This is a genomic window from Clostridium sp. CS1-1 (genome assembly GCF_056135525.1).
Map to the genome: position 1 here is coordinate 2,191,478 of NZ_CM148680.1, position 18,616 is coordinate 2,210,093.

General features: G+C 30.3%; 18 protein-coding genes and 13 tRNA genes. 7 read left to right on the forward strand and 24 right to left on the reverse strand.

Annotation, left to right across the window (positions count from 1 at the left end):
• Positions 1-204 precede the first annotated feature (204 nt).
• On the forward strand, positions 205-909 hold the full coding sequence (locus AC0N0V_RS10260; RefSeq protein WP_474463908.1) for a DUF3298 and DUF4163 domain-containing protein: 705 nt from the start codon (positions 205-207) through the stop codon (positions 907-909).
• A 62-nt stretch (positions 910-971) separates the two neighbouring features.
• Here AC0N0V_RS10260 and hcp read toward each other — a convergent pair whose 3' ends face one another.
• The 3 genes from hcp to AC0N0V_RS10275 all read right to left on the reverse strand — a co-directional run bounded on the left by hcp (position 972) and on the right by AC0N0V_RS10275 (position 3,811).
• Positions 972-2,627, reverse strand: coding sequence for a hydroxylamine reductase (gene hcp / locus AC0N0V_RS10265; RefSeq protein ID WP_474463910.1), 1,656 nt, complete (start codon positions 2,625-2,627; stop codon positions 972-974).
• 438 nt (positions 2,628-3,065) lie between these two features.
• Positions 3,066-3,299 (reverse strand): DUF2249 domain-containing protein, encoded by a 234-nt coding sequence (locus AC0N0V_RS10270; protein ID WP_474463912.1) that lies wholly within the window; start codon positions 3,297-3,299, stop codon positions 3,066-3,068.
• An 83-nt stretch (positions 3,300-3,382) separates the two neighbouring features.
• On the reverse strand, positions 3,383-3,811 hold the full coding sequence (locus AC0N0V_RS10275) for a hypothetical protein (protein ID WP_474463913.1): 429 nt from the start codon (positions 3,809-3,811) through the stop codon (positions 3,383-3,385).
• A 145-nt stretch (positions 3,812-3,956) separates the two neighbouring features.
• Here AC0N0V_RS10275 and AC0N0V_RS10280 point away from each other — a divergent pair, with 145 nt between their 5' ends.
• Positions 3,957-4,415 carry a DUF441 domain-containing protein gene (locus AC0N0V_RS10280; RefSeq protein WP_474463915.1) on the forward strand — a complete coding sequence of 153 codons (459 nt, stop codon included), beginning with the start codon at positions 3,957-3,959 and terminating at the stop codon, positions 4,413-4,415.
• 157 nt (positions 4,416-4,572) lie between these two features.
• Here the strand turns inward: AC0N0V_RS10280 and AC0N0V_RS10285 are convergent.
• The 19 genes from AC0N0V_RS10285 to AC0N0V_RS10375 form a co-directional block, all read right to left on the reverse strand.
• Positions 4,573-4,646, reverse strand: a tRNA-Gly gene (locus AC0N0V_RS10285).
• Between the two features lie 68 nt (positions 4,647-4,714).
• Positions 4,715-4,789, reverse strand: a tRNA-Gly gene (locus AC0N0V_RS10290).
• A gap of 50 nt (positions 4,790-4,839) precedes the next feature.
• Positions 4,840-4,923 (reverse strand) — tRNA-Leu (locus AC0N0V_RS10295).
• 132 nt (positions 4,924-5,055) lie between these two features.
• A tRNA-Lys gene (locus AC0N0V_RS10300) sits at positions 5,056-5,131 on the reverse strand.
• Positions 5,132-5,134: 3 nt separating this feature from the next.
• Positions 5,135-5,209 (reverse strand) — tRNA-Gln (locus AC0N0V_RS10305).
• A 10-nt stretch (positions 5,210-5,219) separates the two neighbouring features.
• Positions 5,220-5,295: transfer RNA gene (locus AC0N0V_RS10310), tRNA-Pro, on the reverse strand.
• 5 nt (positions 5,296-5,300) lie between these two features.
• Positions 5,301-5,377: transfer RNA gene (locus AC0N0V_RS10315), tRNA-Arg, on the reverse strand.
• 309 nt (positions 5,378-5,686) lie between these two features.
• A complete protein-coding gene (locus AC0N0V_RS10320; protein WP_474463918.1) occupies positions 5,687-6,793 on the reverse strand; it encodes a Ger(x)C family spore germination protein in 1,107 nt (368 codons plus the stop codon).
• A 56-nt stretch (positions 6,794-6,849) separates the two neighbouring features.
• Positions 6,850-7,968 (reverse strand): Ger(x)C family spore germination protein, encoded by a 1,119-nt coding sequence (locus AC0N0V_RS10325; RefSeq protein ID WP_474463920.1) that lies wholly within the window; start codon positions 7,966-7,968, stop codon positions 6,850-6,852.
• On the reverse strand, positions 7,952-9,049 hold the full coding sequence (locus tag AC0N0V_RS10330; RefSeq protein WP_474463921.1) for a GerAB/ArcD/ProY family transporter: 1,098 nt from the start codon (positions 9,047-9,049) through the stop codon (positions 7,952-7,954). The genes AC0N0V_RS10325 and AC0N0V_RS10330 overlap by 17 nt, the downstream gene beginning before the upstream one ends.
• Before the next feature lie 68 nt (positions 9,050-9,117).
• A complete protein-coding gene (locus AC0N0V_RS10335) occupies positions 9,118-10,194 on the reverse strand; it encodes a GerAB/ArcD/ProY family transporter (protein WP_474463922.1) in 1,077 nt (358 codons plus the stop codon).
• Positions 10,187-11,680 (reverse strand): spore germination protein, encoded by a 1,494-nt coding sequence (locus tag AC0N0V_RS10340; protein WP_474463923.1) that lies wholly within the window; start codon positions 11,678-11,680, stop codon positions 10,187-10,189. The genes AC0N0V_RS10335 and AC0N0V_RS10340 overlap by 8 nt, the downstream gene beginning before the upstream one ends.
• Positions 11,681-11,926: 246 nt before the next feature.
• A tRNA-Gly gene (locus AC0N0V_RS10345) sits at positions 11,927-12,000 on the reverse strand.
• Positions 12,001-12,068: 68 nt separating this feature from the next.
• Positions 12,069-12,143: transfer RNA gene (locus AC0N0V_RS10350), tRNA-Gly, on the reverse strand.
• Positions 12,144-12,193: 50 nt separating this feature from the next.
• Positions 12,194-12,277, reverse strand: a tRNA-Leu gene (locus AC0N0V_RS10355).
• Between the two features lie 8 nt (positions 12,278-12,285).
• A tRNA-Lys gene (locus AC0N0V_RS10360) sits at positions 12,286-12,361 on the reverse strand.
• Positions 12,362-12,364: 3 nt separating this feature from the next.
• Positions 12,365-12,439: transfer RNA gene (locus tag AC0N0V_RS10365), tRNA-Gln, on the reverse strand.
• 10 nt (positions 12,440-12,449) lie between these two features.
• Positions 12,450-12,525, reverse strand: a tRNA-Pro gene (locus tag AC0N0V_RS10370).
• 580 nt (positions 12,526-13,105) lie between these two features.
• The gene (locus AC0N0V_RS10375; protein WP_474463924.1) at positions 13,106-13,381 is read right to left on the reverse strand and encodes a CPCC family cysteine-rich protein; all 276 of its coding nucleotides are present in this window, start codon (positions 13,379-13,381) and stop codon (positions 13,106-13,108) included.
• Between the two features lie 300 nt (positions 13,382-13,681).
• Between AC0N0V_RS10375 and AC0N0V_RS10380 the strand changes: the two genes are divergently transcribed.
• The 3 genes from AC0N0V_RS10380 (at position 13,682) to AC0N0V_RS10390 (ending at position 14,828) form a co-directional block, all read left to right on the forward strand.
• Complete coding sequence (locus AC0N0V_RS10380) at positions 13,682-13,906, forward strand: hypothetical protein (RefSeq protein WP_474463925.1); 225 nt, start codon at positions 13,682-13,684, stop codon at positions 13,904-13,906.
• 153 nt (positions 13,907-14,059) lie between these two features.
• A complete protein-coding gene (locus AC0N0V_RS10385) occupies positions 14,060-14,203 on the forward strand; it encodes a hypothetical protein (RefSeq protein WP_474463926.1) in 144 nt (47 codons plus the stop codon).
• A gap of 124 nt (positions 14,204-14,327) precedes the next feature.
• Positions 14,328-14,828, forward strand: a complete 501-nt coding sequence (locus tag AC0N0V_RS10390; protein ID WP_474463927.1) for a hypothetical protein — start codon at positions 14,328-14,330, stop codon at positions 14,826-14,828.
• Between the two features lie 191 nt (positions 14,829-15,019).
• Here AC0N0V_RS10390 and AC0N0V_RS10395 read toward each other — a convergent pair whose 3' ends face one another.
• Entirely contained in the window at positions 15,020-15,568 is a 549-nt protein-coding gene (locus AC0N0V_RS10395) for a manganese efflux pump MntP (RefSeq protein ID WP_474463928.1), read from the reverse strand.
• A 308-nt stretch (positions 15,569-15,876) separates the two neighbouring features.
• Between AC0N0V_RS10395 and AC0N0V_RS10400 the strand changes: the two genes are divergently transcribed.
• The gene (locus tag AC0N0V_RS10400) at positions 15,877-16,866 is read left to right on the forward strand and encodes a hypothetical protein (RefSeq protein WP_474463931.1); all 990 of its coding nucleotides are present in this window, start codon (positions 15,877-15,879) and stop codon (positions 16,864-16,866) included.
• Between the two features lie 56 nt (positions 16,867-16,922).
• Positions 16,923-17,759, forward strand: coding sequence for a protein-glutamine gamma-glutamyltransferase (locus AC0N0V_RS10405; protein ID WP_474463932.1), 837 nt, complete (start codon positions 16,923-16,925; stop codon positions 17,757-17,759).
• 20 nt (positions 17,760-17,779) lie between these two features.
• Here the strand turns inward: AC0N0V_RS10405 and AC0N0V_RS10410 are convergent, their stop codons facing one another.
• The gene (locus AC0N0V_RS10410) at positions 17,780-18,319 is read right to left on the reverse strand and encodes a hypothetical protein (protein WP_474463935.1); all 540 of its coding nucleotides are present in this window, start codon (positions 18,317-18,319) and stop codon (positions 17,780-17,782) included.
• Positions 18,320-18,616 lie beyond the last annotated feature (297 nt).

The window sequence follows — 18,616 nt, forward strand, 5'->3', positions numbered from 1 at the left end:
TTAAAATTACTATGTTTGATCGAAAAGTATCTTCATTAGGTAAACTCAAAGATTATGAGCTACTTTTGAATAAAATCAAATAGTTTCCAATTAAAGAAACATTGACTTGTTAACATTTTATGTAATTATAACATAGTATAAATAAGACTGCTTTTTCAAAAGTTTGCTAGTAAGAGTATAATTTTTAGGGGGGTATTTTAAAAATTGTATATTATTTTTAATTTTCCAGAAAGTGCAAACGATCAATCTCTACAAATGTTAAGATTAAATAATGTCGTCACAGTAAAGCCTAAGGAATTAAAAGTTTCTAAAAAATTTATCAGTGAAGATATAAGAATACCTATTCTAAACGGGATGAATAGTGATAAGATACAAAGACAAATAAATAGTTCAATCGAAGGTGACATAATGGAGTTTAAGAGACAATTAGAAGAGGCTGCTAATGAATACGGTTCAAAAGCTGAGAAAGAAGGAAAAGATTTTAAGCCCTACAGTATATCTTCTAACTATAATATTACGTATAACAAAAACAATATTTTAAGCATTTCTGTGCTTTATTATGAATATATTGGAGGAAGACACACTTACATTCGATCTACTTATAATTTCGACTTAAATACTGGAAAGCCGATTGCTTTAGAAGATATATTTAAACCAGGTGTTAAATATATTGATATTATAAATAGAGAAATTAAAAATCAATTATCTACAAACACAAGTCTTTATCCACCGGGGTCCGCAGAAAGTTTTAAAGGCATCTCAAGAGACCAACCATTCTACCTAGAAGATAAAAATCTTGTACTGTTTTTTGGATTCAATGAAATAGCGCCTTCTATATCAGAAATACCTATTATTAGGATACCTTATTCTACTTTTAAGAATGAATTAAAGCCAATGCTTTTAACTTAATTAATATAAAAGAACCGTATTGGACTTGTCCAATACGGTTAAGGGGAGAAACTAGGTGAGAATTATTCACCCATAAACATTTTTATATCATCATCCACATTAGTTATTCCACCAATACCAAAATTCTTAACTAGTACGTCAGCAACATTTGGTGAAAGGAATGCTGGAAGTGTTGGTCCTAAGTGAATGTTTTTAACTCCTAAATGTAATAATGCTAGTAATACTATTACAGCTTTTTGCTCATACCATGCAATATTATATGATATTGGAAGTTCATTAACATTATCTAGTCCAAATGCTTCTTTAAGTTTAAGAGCAATTACTACTAATGAATAAGAGTCATTACATTGTCCTGCATCTAATACTCTTGGAATTCCTCCAATATCTCCTAAATCAAGTTTGTTATATTTATATTTCGCACAGCCAGCTGTAAGTATAACTGTATCTTTTGGAAGTTTTTCAGCGAATTCTGTATAGTAATTTCTGCTCTTCATTCTTCCATCACAACCTGCCATAACGAAGAATCTCTTAATAGCTCCGCTCTTTACAGCTTCCACTACTTTATCAGCTAGTGCTATTACTTGGTTATGAGCGAATCCTCCGATGATCTCTCCAGTTTCTATTTCAGTTGGAGGAGCACATTTTTTAGCATGTTCTATAATTACAGAAAAATCTTTTTCTTTTCCATCTTCTCTACTTGATATATGTTTACATCCTTCTACAGCTGTAGATCCAGTTGTATATAGTCTATCTTTGTATGAATCCTTAGGTAGAACAATACAGTTTGTTGTCATTAGTATTGGACCATTGAAACTTTCAAACTCTTTATCTTGAAGCCACCAAGCGTTTCCATAGTTACCTACAAAGTGACTATATTTCTTAAATGCTGGATAATAGTGAGCTGGAAGCATTTCACTATGAGTATAAACATCTACTCCAGTTCCTTCTGTTTGCTTTAGAAGTTCTTCTATGTCTTTTAAGTCATGGCCACTAATTAAAATAGCTGGGTTATTTCTAACTCCTATATTTACTTTTGTAATTTCTGGGTTTCCATAGCTTGAAGTATTAGCGTTATCAAGTAATGCCATAGCATCTACGCCATACTTACCGCATTCTAATACAAGCGCAACTAATTCATCTGCAGTTAAGCTATCATTCGTAATTTCTGCAAGTGCTCTTTGCATAAATGCATATAGGTTGTTATCTTCGAACTTTAGGTTGTATGCATGTTCTACATATGCTGCCATACCTTTTAATCCGTAAGTTAATAATTCCCTTAATGATCTTACATCTTCATTAGCAGTAGCAAGTACTCCTACTGTATCGGATTCAGCTTTAGCTTCAAATTCAGCATCCGTTTCAGCATACCAAGTAGCTGACTCATGAATGTTTTCTCCAAAATTTCCACCGGCTTTAGTTATTGATTCCTTAATCTCTTCACGAAGCTTTAAACCTGCTCTAACTTTTCCGAAAAACTTAGCCTTGTCCCAGTTAGCATTAGTAATTGTCATGAATAACCCGTCAACTATAAAGCTATCTGTTTCTTTCTTGTTAACTCCAAGCTCTCTTGCCTTTACATTAACTATTGAAATTCCCTTTAGTACATATACTAATAAATCCTGCATATTTGCAAGGTCACTTGTTTTACCACAAACACCTCTTAGTGTGCAGCCTGCTCCTTTAGCAGTTTCTTGACATTGATAACAGAACATACTCATTTTATGTGCCTCCTATTTTGTAAATATGTATATTTCAATATTCAGTGCATAACTATTAGTGATTACTCTTTTATATTATCAAAGTTATCATAAAAAAGACGTGAGCGTAATCACGCTTTTGGAAAATTTTCCTAATAAGCTTTGCAGTTTGCACTTTTATAACCCAGGGCTACATCAGTATTATATTAAAATATATTTATTAAAACTGTGATTGAAATCAAAAAATATAAATAAATTTTAATTTTAATGTAAAGCTTTGTAGACAGAAAACCAATATAGGGTATGTAGAACTTGTTGATATGAACTCATAAAGATGATAGGCGTATTGTACTATTTTGCTAGCATAGGCTGAGTGTATTTTACAATCACTGCAGCAATATTTCTACTAGCACAAAAAGAAGGATAAGCACATTACACTGTACTCATCCTTCTTTTAAATTATTTTTTAGTTATCGCTACACGCCAAACATCAGGGCCTTCCTCTAAATATTCCCAATCAAATTGATCTTTATACTCAACCATAAGTTGGTAATATAAAGGTTTTGGATCATGATCATTAATTAATTCCATCTTCTCTCCAGTTTTTAGACTGTCGATTGTCGAGAAAACCATGTTATGTTTATCTTTTGGTTGGTATTTTCTTACATCTACTTGTGCTGCAAATGAACTCATATGTATATCCTCCTGATAATTTAATATTTTATTTTATCTTTTTTAATTATAGTATTTTCTATACATATTTTCTGTGATTATAATCATATTTTATTTAAATTTTGTAACTTGAGTTCTTGACTTTCTATGAAATTAATACTATAAAGACCATCATAAAATGCCTCTTCACAAAGAATCTTATTTATATATTTTTCAGTGTAATCATTAGAAAACAGAAATAGCAGAACATATACCTTTTCAAAATAACTGCCTTCTTCAAAATTTATTAGTTTAGGAGCCTTCTTTAAAAAGTTTAAAATTCTTTTCTTTAAATTACATATATCAGTTGGCAAATATGGATTAGTAAGATGATTGAATTCTTTTCTATACTTATCAGCTCCACCTAATTTGTCAAATGTATTCATCAATACCTGTCCCAGTGCAAAAAAATATTCTTCCTCAGATTCAAATTCATTTTTATTATTTTTCTGTAATAACACTATAAAGTCTTCTATATACTTTTTATTCCCCATTTTATTACCTATCCCTTCATTATTCTCTATAATATATTTTCTCTTAATTTATATTAAGTTTCAAGATGTTGAATTTATATCTTGTAAACAAAATACATTCTCTTAAATAGTATAATTAGTATAAATAATTATTTAAGGTGAGTTTATGTTATTAAAAATAATTTTAATTCTTTTAGCGGTGCTGTCCTTTTTTGCTAAAAACAAAAACATGTCTATAGCTGCTATTATCGTTCTACTATTATCTTTTAGTAGTGACGAGAAACCTTTAGTTTTTATCGAAAAATACTTTTTAGATATTGGTATGATATTTCTGATGATGTGGATGCTTGTTCCAATAGTTAAATCTGGGGACTCAATTATTAGGGATATGAAGAATCTATTAAATGTTAATGGAATAGTTTCTCTTCTATCGGGAATATTTGTTGCTGTACTTGCTGCCAAGGGCATAGGTTTTTTAAAAGGTAGTGTTGATGTAATGTCTGGCGTTATTATAGGTTCTATAGTAGGAATTGCTCTTCTAGGAGGGGCACCTGTAGGACCCTTGATAGCATCGGGTATAGCTTATGAAGTGGTTAAAATTATAAGCTATATTTTTAAAAACTAATAGCATATATAATTAGAAAACAATTTATAAGTTAGGATAAAAAGTTTAAAATATAAACTAAACACTTAAAATCAAAGTAACTTAAACTTATTTTCTTTTAGAGCAATATTTTTATATAAATAAAAAAATGATAGTTTATTTACTATCATTTTTTCTTTGGAGCGGGTGAAGGGAATCGAACCCTCGTAACTAGCTTGGAAGGCTAGCACTCTACCATTGAGTTACACCCGCATATTTAATATTTCTTGTGCTATATTAACAATACTACAAATGTTAAGCTATTCTATATTACATTTAATTGGAGCGGAAGATGGGATTCGAACCCACGACGTTCACCTTGGCAAGGTGACGCTCTACCACTGAGCCACTCCCGCTTATTTAATAAGTAATTTAAAACTAAGGATATATTTTAAAAAGAACTAATTGGTGCAGGTGAAGGGAGTCGAACCCCCATGCCTAAGGCGCTAGATCCTAAGTCTAGTGCGTCTGCCAATTCCGCCACACCTGCTCATATTAATATTATATAATATTTCAAGTAAAATAACAAGCTGAAATATTATTATGAATATAATTTTCTATAGCAAACATTTAATTACCAACTATAGAATATCTAAAGATTAAGAATATCAATCTTTAATTTTGGTGGCTCACCGGGGAATCGAACCCCGGACACCATGATTAAAAGTCATGTGCTCTACCGACTGAGCTAGTGAACCAAATGGCTGGGATAGCAGGATTTGAACCTACGAATACCAGAGTCAAAGTCTGGTGCCTTACCGCTTGGCGATATCCCAATGTTTTTAGTGGTCGGGGTGACAGGGATTGAACCTGCGACCTCATGGTCCCAAACCACGCGCGCTCCCATCTGCGCCACACCCCGATACTTGGTGCGTCTTAAGGGATTCGAACCCCTGGCACACGCCTTAGAAGGGCGTTGCTCTATCCAACTGAGCTAAAGACGCATTTTCTGTACTCACTTCAGTTATCTTGTGAACACAATTATGAATTTTATACTATTTTTGATAGCTTGTCAACTATTATTATATAATTTTCAGCTCGTTTTATAGCATAATATGCAAATAGAATCATATTACGTATTATTTTCTAGTTTTTTCGCCGCATTTTAATATTTTTACACATATTTATGTTCTTTAAGTCTAAATCTATTTGATTTTAACTTAAAATGAAAATTAAAGCAGATTAAGTTTATCAATTCCCTTTAAATAGTTATGTCTACAAATATTATTTTAGAGATTAAAAACTAACCTGCTTTAATAGGATCCTCTTCCTTCATCATTTACGTTGACTTTTACATTTACATCTATATCAGATTCACTTATAATTTTATTCCAATCTACACCAGTCTTTCTTCCATACTTGGCTGCTGCTATTCTTCCTAAGCCTAAGATATCTGTTTTATATTCATATTTATACTTATTTATACATTTAGTACAAGACTTTTTCATATCTTCTTCCATATCTTGTATAAACTTTTTTAGCACTTTAGGATCTTTATCGAGATTTTCATATAATTCATTAGATGCTATACTTCCGTTTAATTCTAAATTAATCACAAATCTGTATCTATCACCAGATCTATAGCATTTAATTTTTCTTTTAGATTGTGCATAGTAATTGATATAATGCCTTGGATCTTTTTGTATAGTTACTACTCCTTTTCCTCCATTAAACTTTAAAAGATTAATTATTCTCGCTTCTTGTATATTGGTCTTTGCTATCATATTATCCCCTTTAAATATTGCTAGACCGGTGATTTCAGGTCCCTCTTCCTTTAGTTCAATGTAAGGAAGAACAGAGTTTCTTCCTTCCGCATCAACCCTAACGATTAAATCCATTATACTAAACTGCATAGAAAAAAAATTGTAATATGTTGAATTTTTTATCATTCCTTCAATGTATTCTGCAGAATTTGCATAACCTTCAATTTTATAATTTAATAAGTCTTCTGCTTTTCCATTAAATACTATCGAAGGGCTTCTATCATTAATTTGAGGATTATTAAGCAGTATATCTATAATATTACGAATACCATTTCGAGCAAATGTTTCACTTATTATATATATTCTTTCAACCCCGAATAAAAGTTTTTTATTAGATTTTGTCTGTCGATTTTCTCTGGTAGCTCCTATGGTATTGGCTTCACCACTCACTACTTTACTTGTGGTATTTTCAGAGGAGCCAAATTCATATGAAGACATACTAATATTGTAAGTCTCCTTACCTATTAGATCAAAGCCAATTCCAATGGGGATATCATAATTTTCTACAACCTCCCCCTTTGAACCTATAAAGCTATAAATAAAAATTATAATTAAAATTAATATAAAAACAGCTCTTTTTCTAAGGTATTTTTCCACTTTTACCACCTTTTCCATATAGGTTAAAGAATCTTTTAAAATGGCCTAATATTACTTTAATATTCTCCTCTTCCCTCGTCCCGTACAAAGGCCTTTACATTTACTTCTATAATTGAATCACATATAACTTTGTTCCAATCTGTACCGGTTTGTTTCCCATACGTACCAGCGGCAGTCCGCCCTAAATCTAAAATGTCTGTTTTATATTCACATTTAGCTTTGTTAATATATTCAGTACACATTTTCTTCACTGAATCTTCTACATCTTTTGTAAATTCTTTTAGCACTTTAGGGTCTTTGTTAAGGTTTTCATATAATTCGTTAGATATTACACTTCCACTCAACTCAAGATTTATTACAAATTTATATTTTTCATCTGCTTTAGTGCATTTGACTTTTCTTTTAGATTGTGCGTAATAGTTAGTATAGTGTTTGGGATCTCGTCCAATGGTTATTACGCCTTTTCCACCATTAAATTTTAAAAGGTTTATAATTCTCGCTTCTTCCATATCTGTCTTTCCTATCATTCTATCTCCCTTAAATATAGCAAGACCAGTGATTTGGGGTGATTTACCCCTTAGTTCAACATAAGGAAGTACTGAGTTCCTTCCTTCTGAATCTACTCTTACAATTAAATCTAACATACTAAATTCTGAAGAAAAAAAGTTATTATACTTCGAGTTTTTTACCATTCCCTCAATGTATTCCGCTGAATTTGCATAACCTTCAATTTTATAGTTCAATAGGTCCTCAGCTTTTCCCTTGAATACTACTACAGGGCTCATATCATTTGCTTGGGGATTATTAAGCAATATGTCTATAATACTATTTATACCAAATATAGCGTGTGCCTCACTTATTACATATAATTTTTCTAATCCTAATGAAAACCTTTTATTAGATTTTTTTTGACGGTCATCCCTAGTTTCTCCTATACTTCCAGCTTTACCAGTAAGTACTTTACTTTTTATATCACCAGATGGGGTAAATACATACATAGAAATAGGTATACTATATCTTATCTCGCTCTTAGTATTTTTCTCTAAATCGTATCCTATGCCTACAGGGATTTGCAGATTTTCTACAACCTCCCCCTTTGAACCAATAAAACTATAGGTAAAAATTATAATAAAAACTATTATGAAAACAAATCTACGGTTAAAGTTTTTCTTCACATTTATCACCTTTTTTCATGGTTATTAATAAAGCTACTATGGAAACGTATGTTATATTGTACAGAAAGTAAATTGGCATAATCTTCCCTAGAAAAGCTCTCCTCGTAGTTGGATTTCCATATATGGTAGATAGATAAAAAATTAATGGATACATTAAAATAACAAATGATTTTCTACTTGCAATTTTAGTGATCTCACTTAAACCAGAGGCAACTACATAATAACAGACCGATATACATCTAATCATTAAAATAGTATATAAGCTAATGAATATATATCTGAAACTGTTAATAATAGGTATAGTAATAGCTTCTGTTACTGTAATTACGGGCCATAAAAATTTAGGAATGATGTCAATTCCTAAATAGAATATACAAATAAAGGTAAACCATGTATAAATGCCTCCGGTAATAGCCACACTTGTTATTCCGCACTTCTTTAATTTTTTATTATCATTTAAAAATGGGTACAATAAAAATAAAATTTCTACACCGCTATAAACAAGTATTGTATCTTTTGTGCTCTTTATTATGTTTATAATGCCAGAACCAAATACAGGCATTATATTTAAAATACTTCCTTGTTTAAGTGCTGAAATGGGAACAAAAAATACTCCAATTGTTAAATAAAATACTACTTCGCATACTCTACCGAGAGTTTTAATTCCTTTGTAAGCAACAAAGGCTGGCAGCACTAGCAATGTTAATGCTATTTTATATTTTGTTAAAAATGTAGTTGTATATATTAAAAGTACGTTAGTTATTCCAGATGATTCTTCTGTTAGAATTAATAAAAAGAACATTATAAATATTAAGTTTAAAATAGTTCCTAAAAATCTCCCGTAATAAGTTTTACTTAACATCAATATATTTTGTTTAGGAAATTTCTTATACATATATTCTGCTAATAAAATCAAATATATAGGATATAACGAACCCAATATACAGGATACCCATCCATCCTGATTGGCACTTTTTACAACATCAGTTGGTAGAGTTAATGCTCCAATACCAATCATGATTCCAACCAAAGTAAAGGTTAGTTGGCTAGGAGTTAAATAGTTATCCTTATCTTTATCCATTTTTTCCTCCTGCATCTACACTTTAAATTGTCTTATACTACGAAGTAAACTACTGATTAGGCCCTTCATTACATTGACTGTTTTTTTCTAGATATTAATAAGGCTACTAAAGTTACATATATTAAGTTATATAGTATATATATTGGTATAACTTTACTTAAGAAAGCTCTCCTCATAACGGGATCTCCATACCTGACGGACAAATAAAAAGCTAATGGATAGATTAGTATAACAAGAGATTTTCTATTTGCAATTTTAGTTACTTGACTTAAGCCAAAGGTAAGTGCATAATAGTAGCTTGATAAAACTTTTAGCATTATTAGGGTCCATAGACTCATAAATATATACCTAAAGTTATTTATGATAGGAATGGTAATAGCTTCTGTTACTACAACTACTGGCCACAAAAATTTAGGAATAATATCAATTCCTAAATAGAATATAGTAACAAAGGTGAACCATGTATAAATCACACCAATAACAACTATACTTGTTATACCACATTTTTTGACTTTTTTGGCATCTTGAACAAAAGGATGCATTAAAAATATTATCTCCATACCACTGTATGCAATTGCTGTATCTTTCGCAGATTTTATTATATTTATAATACCTGGATCAAGAACAGGCGTTATATTAATTAAGCTTCCCTCTTTCAGGGCTGGAATAGGCATAAAAAAGGTTACAACAGTTAAATAGAATATTACTTCATTCATTCTTCCAATAGTTTTTATTCCTTTATAAGCAACAAAGGCTGGCGCTAATAATAATGTTATTATTATTTTATACCTGGTTAAAAAATAAGTCATATATATTAAAAGTACGTTAGTCATGCCTGAAGCTACTGCTGTTAATGTTAATAAAAAATAAAATATAAATATAATATTTAATATTGATCCGATAAATTTTCCAAAACACTTATTACTTAGTATCAAAATATTTTCATTAGAAGATTTTTTATGTAAGTATTGAGCTATGAATACCAAATATAAAGGATACATTAAACCCAATATGCAGGATATCCATCCGCTTTGTTTTGCGTATTTTATTACATCAAGAGGTAGTGATAATATTCCTACCCCCATCATACTTCCGATTAAGAGCAAAGTTAATTGGTTAGAAGTTAAATAACTTTTCTTAGCCATTTTTCTTCCACCTAGATTTATGTTTAAAACTTCCCTGTCTTATTGGATTATTGGTCGACATAGAAATAGGCCTTTTATCCATTTTCCATATAGGTGCTCTTATTAAAGTATCTTTCATATCACTTTTACTAAATGAAAAATAAGGAACTCCAAAACTATCTAAAGAACAAAGGTAGGCTATTATAAAGAATGACGATATAGCAACTCCTAGCATTCCTAACCAATTGGCAAGTATTATAGCAGGATAGTTTAACAACCTTATTGAAAGTGCCATTTCATAGTTAGGAATTAGAAAAGATGCCGCGGTCACAAGTCCAACTACAAGTAATGTAGTAGAACTCACCATTTTGGCTTTGAGTGCTGCATCACCTATAATGATACCACCAACGACGCTTATCGTCTGCCCTATTTTGCCTGGAATTCTAAGTCCTCCTTCTCTTAAAAATTCTATAACTAAATTCATAGATAACATAGACATAAACGGAGTTAAAACTATTCCCTTTCTTGACTCAATTATAGATTGAATAAATGTTGCTGGGATTAACTCTGAGTTAAATTTAATTATGGTAATATAAACACCTGGAAAAGTTAATATTATAGCCGCAGCTATATATCTTACAATTCTAGTAAAACTCGAAATCAAAGTTCTATTATAATAGTCCTCTACTGTATGAAAGAACTCTACAAATACAGTAGGTAAAGTTAAAGCGAATGGACTTCCTTCAGTTAATATGGCAATTTTTCCTTCCATTAAATTGGCCTGTACTCTATCTGGACGTTCTGTATAAAAAATCTGCGGAAAAATACTATAAGTGTGCTTTTCTAAACATTGTTCAATAATAGAATTTGATTCTACACTATCTATATCTAAAGATTCTATTCTTTCTCGTATACTATTTAATATATTTTTATCTACTATATCATCTATGTACATAATCACTAAATCAGTTTGTGATCTCCTGCCTACTGTGAAATTTTCTATTACGAGACTTTTATCCTTTATACGTTTTCTTAATAAACTTATATTTGTTTCCAAGCTTTCTATAAAGCCGTCTCTAGGACCTCTTGTTGATGATTCGTTTTCTGGATCCGTAACAGATCGATAAGCCCCCTTGGCTGTATCTACTATTATGAAATTGTAATAACCTTCAACTAGTATTGCAGTTTTCCCTCGTTTTATATTTTCTACAGCCTTGTTTATATCTGGTTCAACATTAGTACTACTAATGGTAATATATTTCTTGCATAAGTAGTCTCCAACATCTTCTATTCCACATAAGTCTTCCTCTACATGTAACATTAAAGAAGAAAGAATGTCTCTATCTATCATATCTGTATTAACTAATCCTCCAGTATAAACAATAGCAGCATTTATTTGAAAGTTCTTTCCTATTATGAAGTGTTTTATTGCTAGTTTACTTTTTATCCCTATTAAATCTTCAATATGTTTAATCATACATTGAATAGTACTATTTTCATTTGGCATATATATCACCCCATATAGGAATTTATTCCCCATATTTAAACGAAATATACGCTTTATCCTTAGGATAAAGCGTATAACGTAGAAATAAAGCTTTATGGAATTCTTTTAGATAAGATTAACATACATTTCAGGAAAGTATATTATTCTTTACCTATTCCTTCTCCAAATATAGTAGTTAAACAGTAGTTATATACATTTGACAAATAAAAAAACTTATAGCTAATTTTAGCTATAAGTTTTTTTATTTGGAGCGGGTGAAGGGAATCGAACCCTCGTAACTAGCTTGGAAGGCTAGCACTCTACCATTGAGTTACACCCGCATATTTAATATTTTTTGTACCACATTAACCATACTGAAATTGTTACGCTATTCCGTAATACATTTAATTGGAGCGGAAGATGGGATTCGAACCCACGACGTTCACCTTGGCAAGGTGACGCTCTACCACTGAGCCACTCCCGCTTATTTAATAAGTAGCTTAAAACTAAGAACATGTTTTAAAAAGAATTAATTGGTGCAGGTGAAGGGAGTCGAACCCCCATGCCTAAGGCGCTAGATCCTAAGTCTAGTGCGTCTGCCAATTCCGCCACACCTGCAAATTAATTGGTGGCTCACCGGGGAATCGAACCCCGGACACCATGATTAAAAGTCATGTGCTCTACCGACTGAGCTAGTGAACCAAATGGCTGGGATAGCAGGATTTGAACCTACGAATACCAGAGTCAAAGTCTGGTGCCTTACCGCTTGGCGATATCCCAATGTTTTTAGTGGTCGGGGTGACAGGGATTGAACCTGCGACCTCATGGTCCCAAACCACGCGCGCTCCCATCTGCGCCACACCCCGATATATAATGCATTTTCAAGAATTCTAAATCCTAGTATACAACTTAGAACATTATTGCTCTATTTAGTTGATTTAAAAACGCATTTCTTATGCTCACTTAGTTTATTTCGTGAGTACATTTATGAATTCTATACTATTTTAAAGAGCTTGTCAACTATTCTACATCTTTTTTCAGACTGATTTAGCCTATATTTTGCCATTATCTCATATTTATGTCTATTTTCTTTAGTTTTCTTTGTATTTTAACTTGATTTTAAAATTGCTATTAATTCTAAAGTATTAGGCTATATACTAGTGAATCCATAAATTTGACATGAATATCCTTAATACTTAGTATTAAGGATCAGACGTAAAAATGTATATGAATATCCTACATTGGTCTCTTATAATTCCTTTAAAAATGAAGCTATTAAAAATGTCTTGTAGATAAACAAGTATCTACAAGACATTTTATTCAATATAATAAGATTTACTACAAATCAGTTATATCGATAGTCAAATATTCCATACACTAATGGAGTTGCTGTGAAACTATATTCTAGTCAGGTTTTACCTAATTTGCTAACTTTAACTTATCAAATTAATTTTCAACTAAAGGTTTCCAATTTTCATCCCTTAAAAAGATATTATTTGGTTTTCTTACAAGCTTTACTAGCTTTCTTTGAGATGCACCAAATTCCGTAAAATTTTTCTGGGCTTGTCTAAGTGAAACTCCATTTATTCCTTCAGCATAATCAGGATTCTCAAACTGAGCCTTATCATCTTCCCAAAAACAAGTTGTACAAATTTCATGAGTACCGTATGGTTTCTCACTTAAAGTTTTATATCCACAACATGGACAAGTGTATCTAATCATTGTTAACCCCCTATTATTAATTATAGATTAATTATAGAAATTTTAAATTACTATGTACCTAAATACTTTTGCATCCTGTTTACAAGTAAATGTTTCATTTATCTTTCCATTGCAAGCTACATTTAAATTGTATCAATTATTTTAAAGTATATCCACATGATATTTATACCATCTTTGTACATTGATTAGCTATACGTTCAGATTTCACCTTAAGCAATGGAAACCGTCACCAAATTAGTAAATTTGGCATATTATATATTGACAAAAGCTAAATATATTGATCTAAAGTAATAGGAGGTAATGAAGAATTGTCTAATAAAAAATCAAATTCAAGATCAAGTAGAAGTGATAAATGTAAAGAAACTAATAAATCAGGTAGAAGAAATAAATCACACAGGTCTGATAGATGCGAAAAAAGTGACAGATCCGATAAATGCCATAGATCAAGTAAAAGATCTAGACATCATAATTCAAAAAGATGTAGTAGATTTGGATATACACCACAATCAGATATCACAGATGTAAATAGTAGGCATTGTATGTCAGAGAGATCTGATAGATGTTGCAAGAATAGAAGATCTGATAAATCCGATAGATCCGATAGATCCGATAGATCTGATAGATCTGATAGATCTGATAGATCTTGTAAGAATAGAAGATCAGATAGATCCGATAGATGTGATAGATCAGACAGATCTTGTAAGAATAGAAGATCAGATAGATCCGATAGATGTGATAGATCAGATAGATCTTGCAAGAATAGAAGAAATAAAAACAATCGCAAAGGTAATTGTAGAAGAGATTAAAACAGACAAGCATTAGTTACTTTAGAAAATTATTCTCACTTTGGCATAACTGTAAGATTATTAAATAGAAGGACGGACAAATATGTCTGTCCTTTAATACTATATAAGATATAGAGTTATCAAAGGGGGGTTTCTCCAAAGTGAATTTTTCAGAAACTGAAATGTTTGAAAAGATTTTTTTAATGAGTGGTAAAGAAATTAACAAAAATTTTCAATATCTAGGAGAAGGAGCTGGTAGAATCATCTATGCTATAGATAAGAATTATGTTATTAAGTTATCAAAATTTCATGGTGGATATAGACAATGTGAGACTGAAAGTTTTATTTATAGTAGTATAGATGAAAATTTAAAGAGATATTTATGTCCTGTAGTTTGGTATAAAGAAGATATGCTCATTATGAGAAGAGCTATTCCTTTAGCTAAAAAAAGAGAGGAAAAGCACAAAAATGTTTTTAAGCTCCTCGGAATTAGCAAAAATGACTCTCTTTATAAAAACGTAATAGAAATAGTTGACACTTATGATTTACTATATGGAGATGTAAAAAGTTTAAGTTCTTGGGGAATATTAGATAATCAAATACTTTTAATTGATTATGGATGCACAAATAATATTTATAAAAAATATTTTTCAAAAGATTAAATACAATTTTATTCACATTATTTAATAAAGTTATATTTAAGTAGAGTACAAAATCTAGCACCTTTTAATACTGATTTAAAAGACTCTTACCCTTCCGGAAAAGAATAATTTTAAATTTATAAATAATTAGTATAAGCAGTACCCTATAAAACTAAAACTTTATAGGGTACTTATATTAGTTTAATATTCTTCTATTCAAAAACACCTAATATACCTATTAAAATCATTAATAATCCAGCTACAATAGTGGCTTTTTTACCGGTTACAAACTTCGAGGAAAACTTTGTTCCATAATTCGCTAAAGAAAATATAAAAAAACTTACAATGAAATAAGGTACCGATACCCAAAACGCTTCATATCCTATTAAACCTGAGCTAACTGAACTACCTATGTCATCAAGTGCTAATATTATACCGATGTATATTGCTTCCTTATATTTAAGAACTCTTACGTGTTCTATATTACTACCTTCTTTCTCAAGATAAGCTCTATATATCATCCATAATCCCATAGATACTAAAAGTATCATGCTAAGGATTGAAGAAGTATCTTCACTTACATAATGAGATATTACACCTCCAGAATATGAAGCAATAAATGACACTAAAAAAGCTAAAAATGAAATTAGTATATTTTTTAACAAACTCACTCGTATTCCAGCAATACTATAGGCAACTCCTATACCGATATTATCTATACTATTAATTACTGCAATGAAAAACAAATAAATTAAATCCATAGCCTTACCCCCTTATTTTCTTAAGTAAGATAATTGAGTTCATTTAAGTTAAGTTTTAATTTAGGGTGATTGACAATAAGGATTAAATTTTATTCTATTATATGTAGAAAATTACAGGTTGTTACAGTAATATCACATGAATTTTTATTTATATATCAGTTAATTAACATTAATCATAAACATTTTATATAAATTAACATACTATGTTATTATAAATAATTCTGTCAAAATTAATATAATCACCAATATAGCTAGTCAAATATAATTAAATGTTTCTATATCTCTATCAAAGTGAAAGGAGAATATATATGTATGGAACTAACTTGGTTTCTATAAACTTATTAGATAAAGTAAGACTGCAAAAAGGTGTTAATGAATTACACAACTTCTTTTTAACACTACTTAAGAATGACAGACAAGAGGCTCTAAATTTGGTTAATGATGAAAATCTGTGCTTCACTTCCCTATTTATACTTAAAACTACACTGAGTGAATATACCTTATTATCTTATTTAAGCTCAAGGAATCAAATTTCTCTACAAATGGTGGATGAAGTATTAAAGAGAACTTCATTAGATGAGAAATCTTCATCTGATTCTAAAGAAAAAATTCATCTTACCTTAAGATGGATGCTAGAAACAGGCTCTCATGACGACGGACTAAGTGACGAGTTTGACGAAGTTTTAGATATAGTCTCAGGGCTTCTGATAAGTAATTATATGGATATAACGATTCTGCCAATTGTAAGCAATATGATTTTTGCTAGAAATAGGAAAGAAAGTCTTATTCATGATTTAGTTTGGGCTTTTTTCCAATCAGATTCTCCTCAAATTATATCCTTAATCGGAGAGCGCCTACTTTCGTCACATACAAAAGATATAGAATTAGCCCGTAAACTTTTAGGGTTCGTACCAGGAATAGATATGGGCGAACACAGCGATAGTCAAAAACAGTATATATCTTTGATGAACTGGCTTAGAGAAAATGAGCCTTTTTTATTCTTTACAGGTGAAAGTTTTCAGCAGTGTTCTACTCCTACACCTTGCTTTGTACGCTTGGACTCTAAATATTTATGCAGATTTTCAATGATGAGTGGTAATATGAGATCAAATTTAATGCAAGAAGAAGAGCAGGAACTTTTGTTAACATTTAATGCTTTAGATGATCAAACAAAGATGCTGCTATCAGAATTTTCTTATAAGCTATTTAAGCAAAGCTTATACCATTGGAGCATGTGGATTAAGTACCCCGTATTAGATCAAATTAATATTGCCAGAGTTAATTTGGAGATGACTTAAAGACTTTAGATTGAATCACTAACAATAATAAAAAGTTGTGAAATAGGAGGCATGAGATGATTAAAATATCAGGTAATCAATTTGATCCTAGAACAATAAAAGAATATGCAAATAACAGCATTGAAAGTAAAGTTATTATTAAACTATATGAAAGTAAAACAATATATACTTATAACTCAATTAATGAATTAAAATTTGAATTAAGCTTAAGAAAAAATATAGTTGATTCATCCAAAGAACTTAATAAAAGTAACTTCTCGTTTGAAATTTTTCGCAAATCTAAGTGTAATTCTAGATTTTGGGAAAGAACAAAAATAGGAGGATTTTTATCAAAAAAAGGTGTAAAACCCTCTGAGGCCATTAAGGATATTTTCGTAAATAGCTCAAAATATGCAACTGAATGTGCTACAGCAATGGTTATTGTTTATTATAAGGCTTTACTTAACATATATCCTGAAAGCCTATTTAATCAAGTGTTTCCAAGAATATATTTGATGAATTGGCATAATATAGACTCCAATATCAGTGATATTGGGTATACAAAAAAGCAAGCGGATTACTTTCCTGGTGATAGAAGGTACTTCAAAAACCCTGAAGTAAATCCCAAAACTCCTGAATGGCAAGGAGAAAATGTTATATACTTAGGTAATGGAAACTATTACGGACACGGTGTTGGAATAACTACTGGTGACAAAATTATTAAAGAATTAAATTCAAATCGAAAATCAGGTGCAAAAATATCTGCATATTTATTAGACGTAGCAGCTCGACCTAATTTTAAGCATTTATCAAATCTATATTATAATTTTCAGTCATCAAACAGAACATATGATAGCTTTGATAAACACGGACACATTTATATATTTCCATACAATCCTGAGATTACATTATAATCAAATACTTTAAGAAAAGACTAGTAATTTATATCTAAACTAAACTTATCATCCTTAACTCTAGGATCTGGTATAAATAACTCACCTTTTAGTTTCATTGGCTTAGCTGATAAATCTACATTAGTAAATACAAGTACAAACGCTTGTGTACTGCCTGGCACAATGTCGTCACCTAAATTATTATCAGTAGATTTTAATTCGATTTTATTTTTGCTTGAATCTATTAAATGGAAATTATACAAAGACTTGCCTACTAAATATTTAGAATTATTTTCTATTTCAATTTTAATAGTAAGTGTATTATCTTTAGCATCCAGTGATAGAATTTTAATAAGTACTTTTCCTTTTGCTAACTCTGCATAAGCTTCACTTAACGAAGTTTTTTCATTACAATTAATTTTTTTTACGTTAGATGCATTAACTGTTTTGCTTTTCTTATTATGATTACTGGTTAATCCATTAATTCCTGTACTATACCCTGTTTTTATCAGATTCAGTGCTATAACTACAAAAACTAACCCTATAAATCTTTTCATAAGTTTTGCTAAAAGGTTTTTCAACGACAACACACCCCTTTGTAAAAGTATAAATATTATATGTTATTTTTTCCATATGCATTAAAATTATTCTTGAGTATAAATATAAGAACAATTGTAAAAGAAAGAGTTTTCGCTGTATTATTTATATTGACAGATTAACAATAGAGCAAAAGTCTCGTATAATGGAACAACTAACCAAAATAAAAAATAATCTTAGGTGAATAATATAAGGTTAATGATTTGAATTGGTTTCCAGTTTAGATTATTAACTTTATATTATTTTTACAATTCTCAAAAACTATTAACTATTCATAAGTT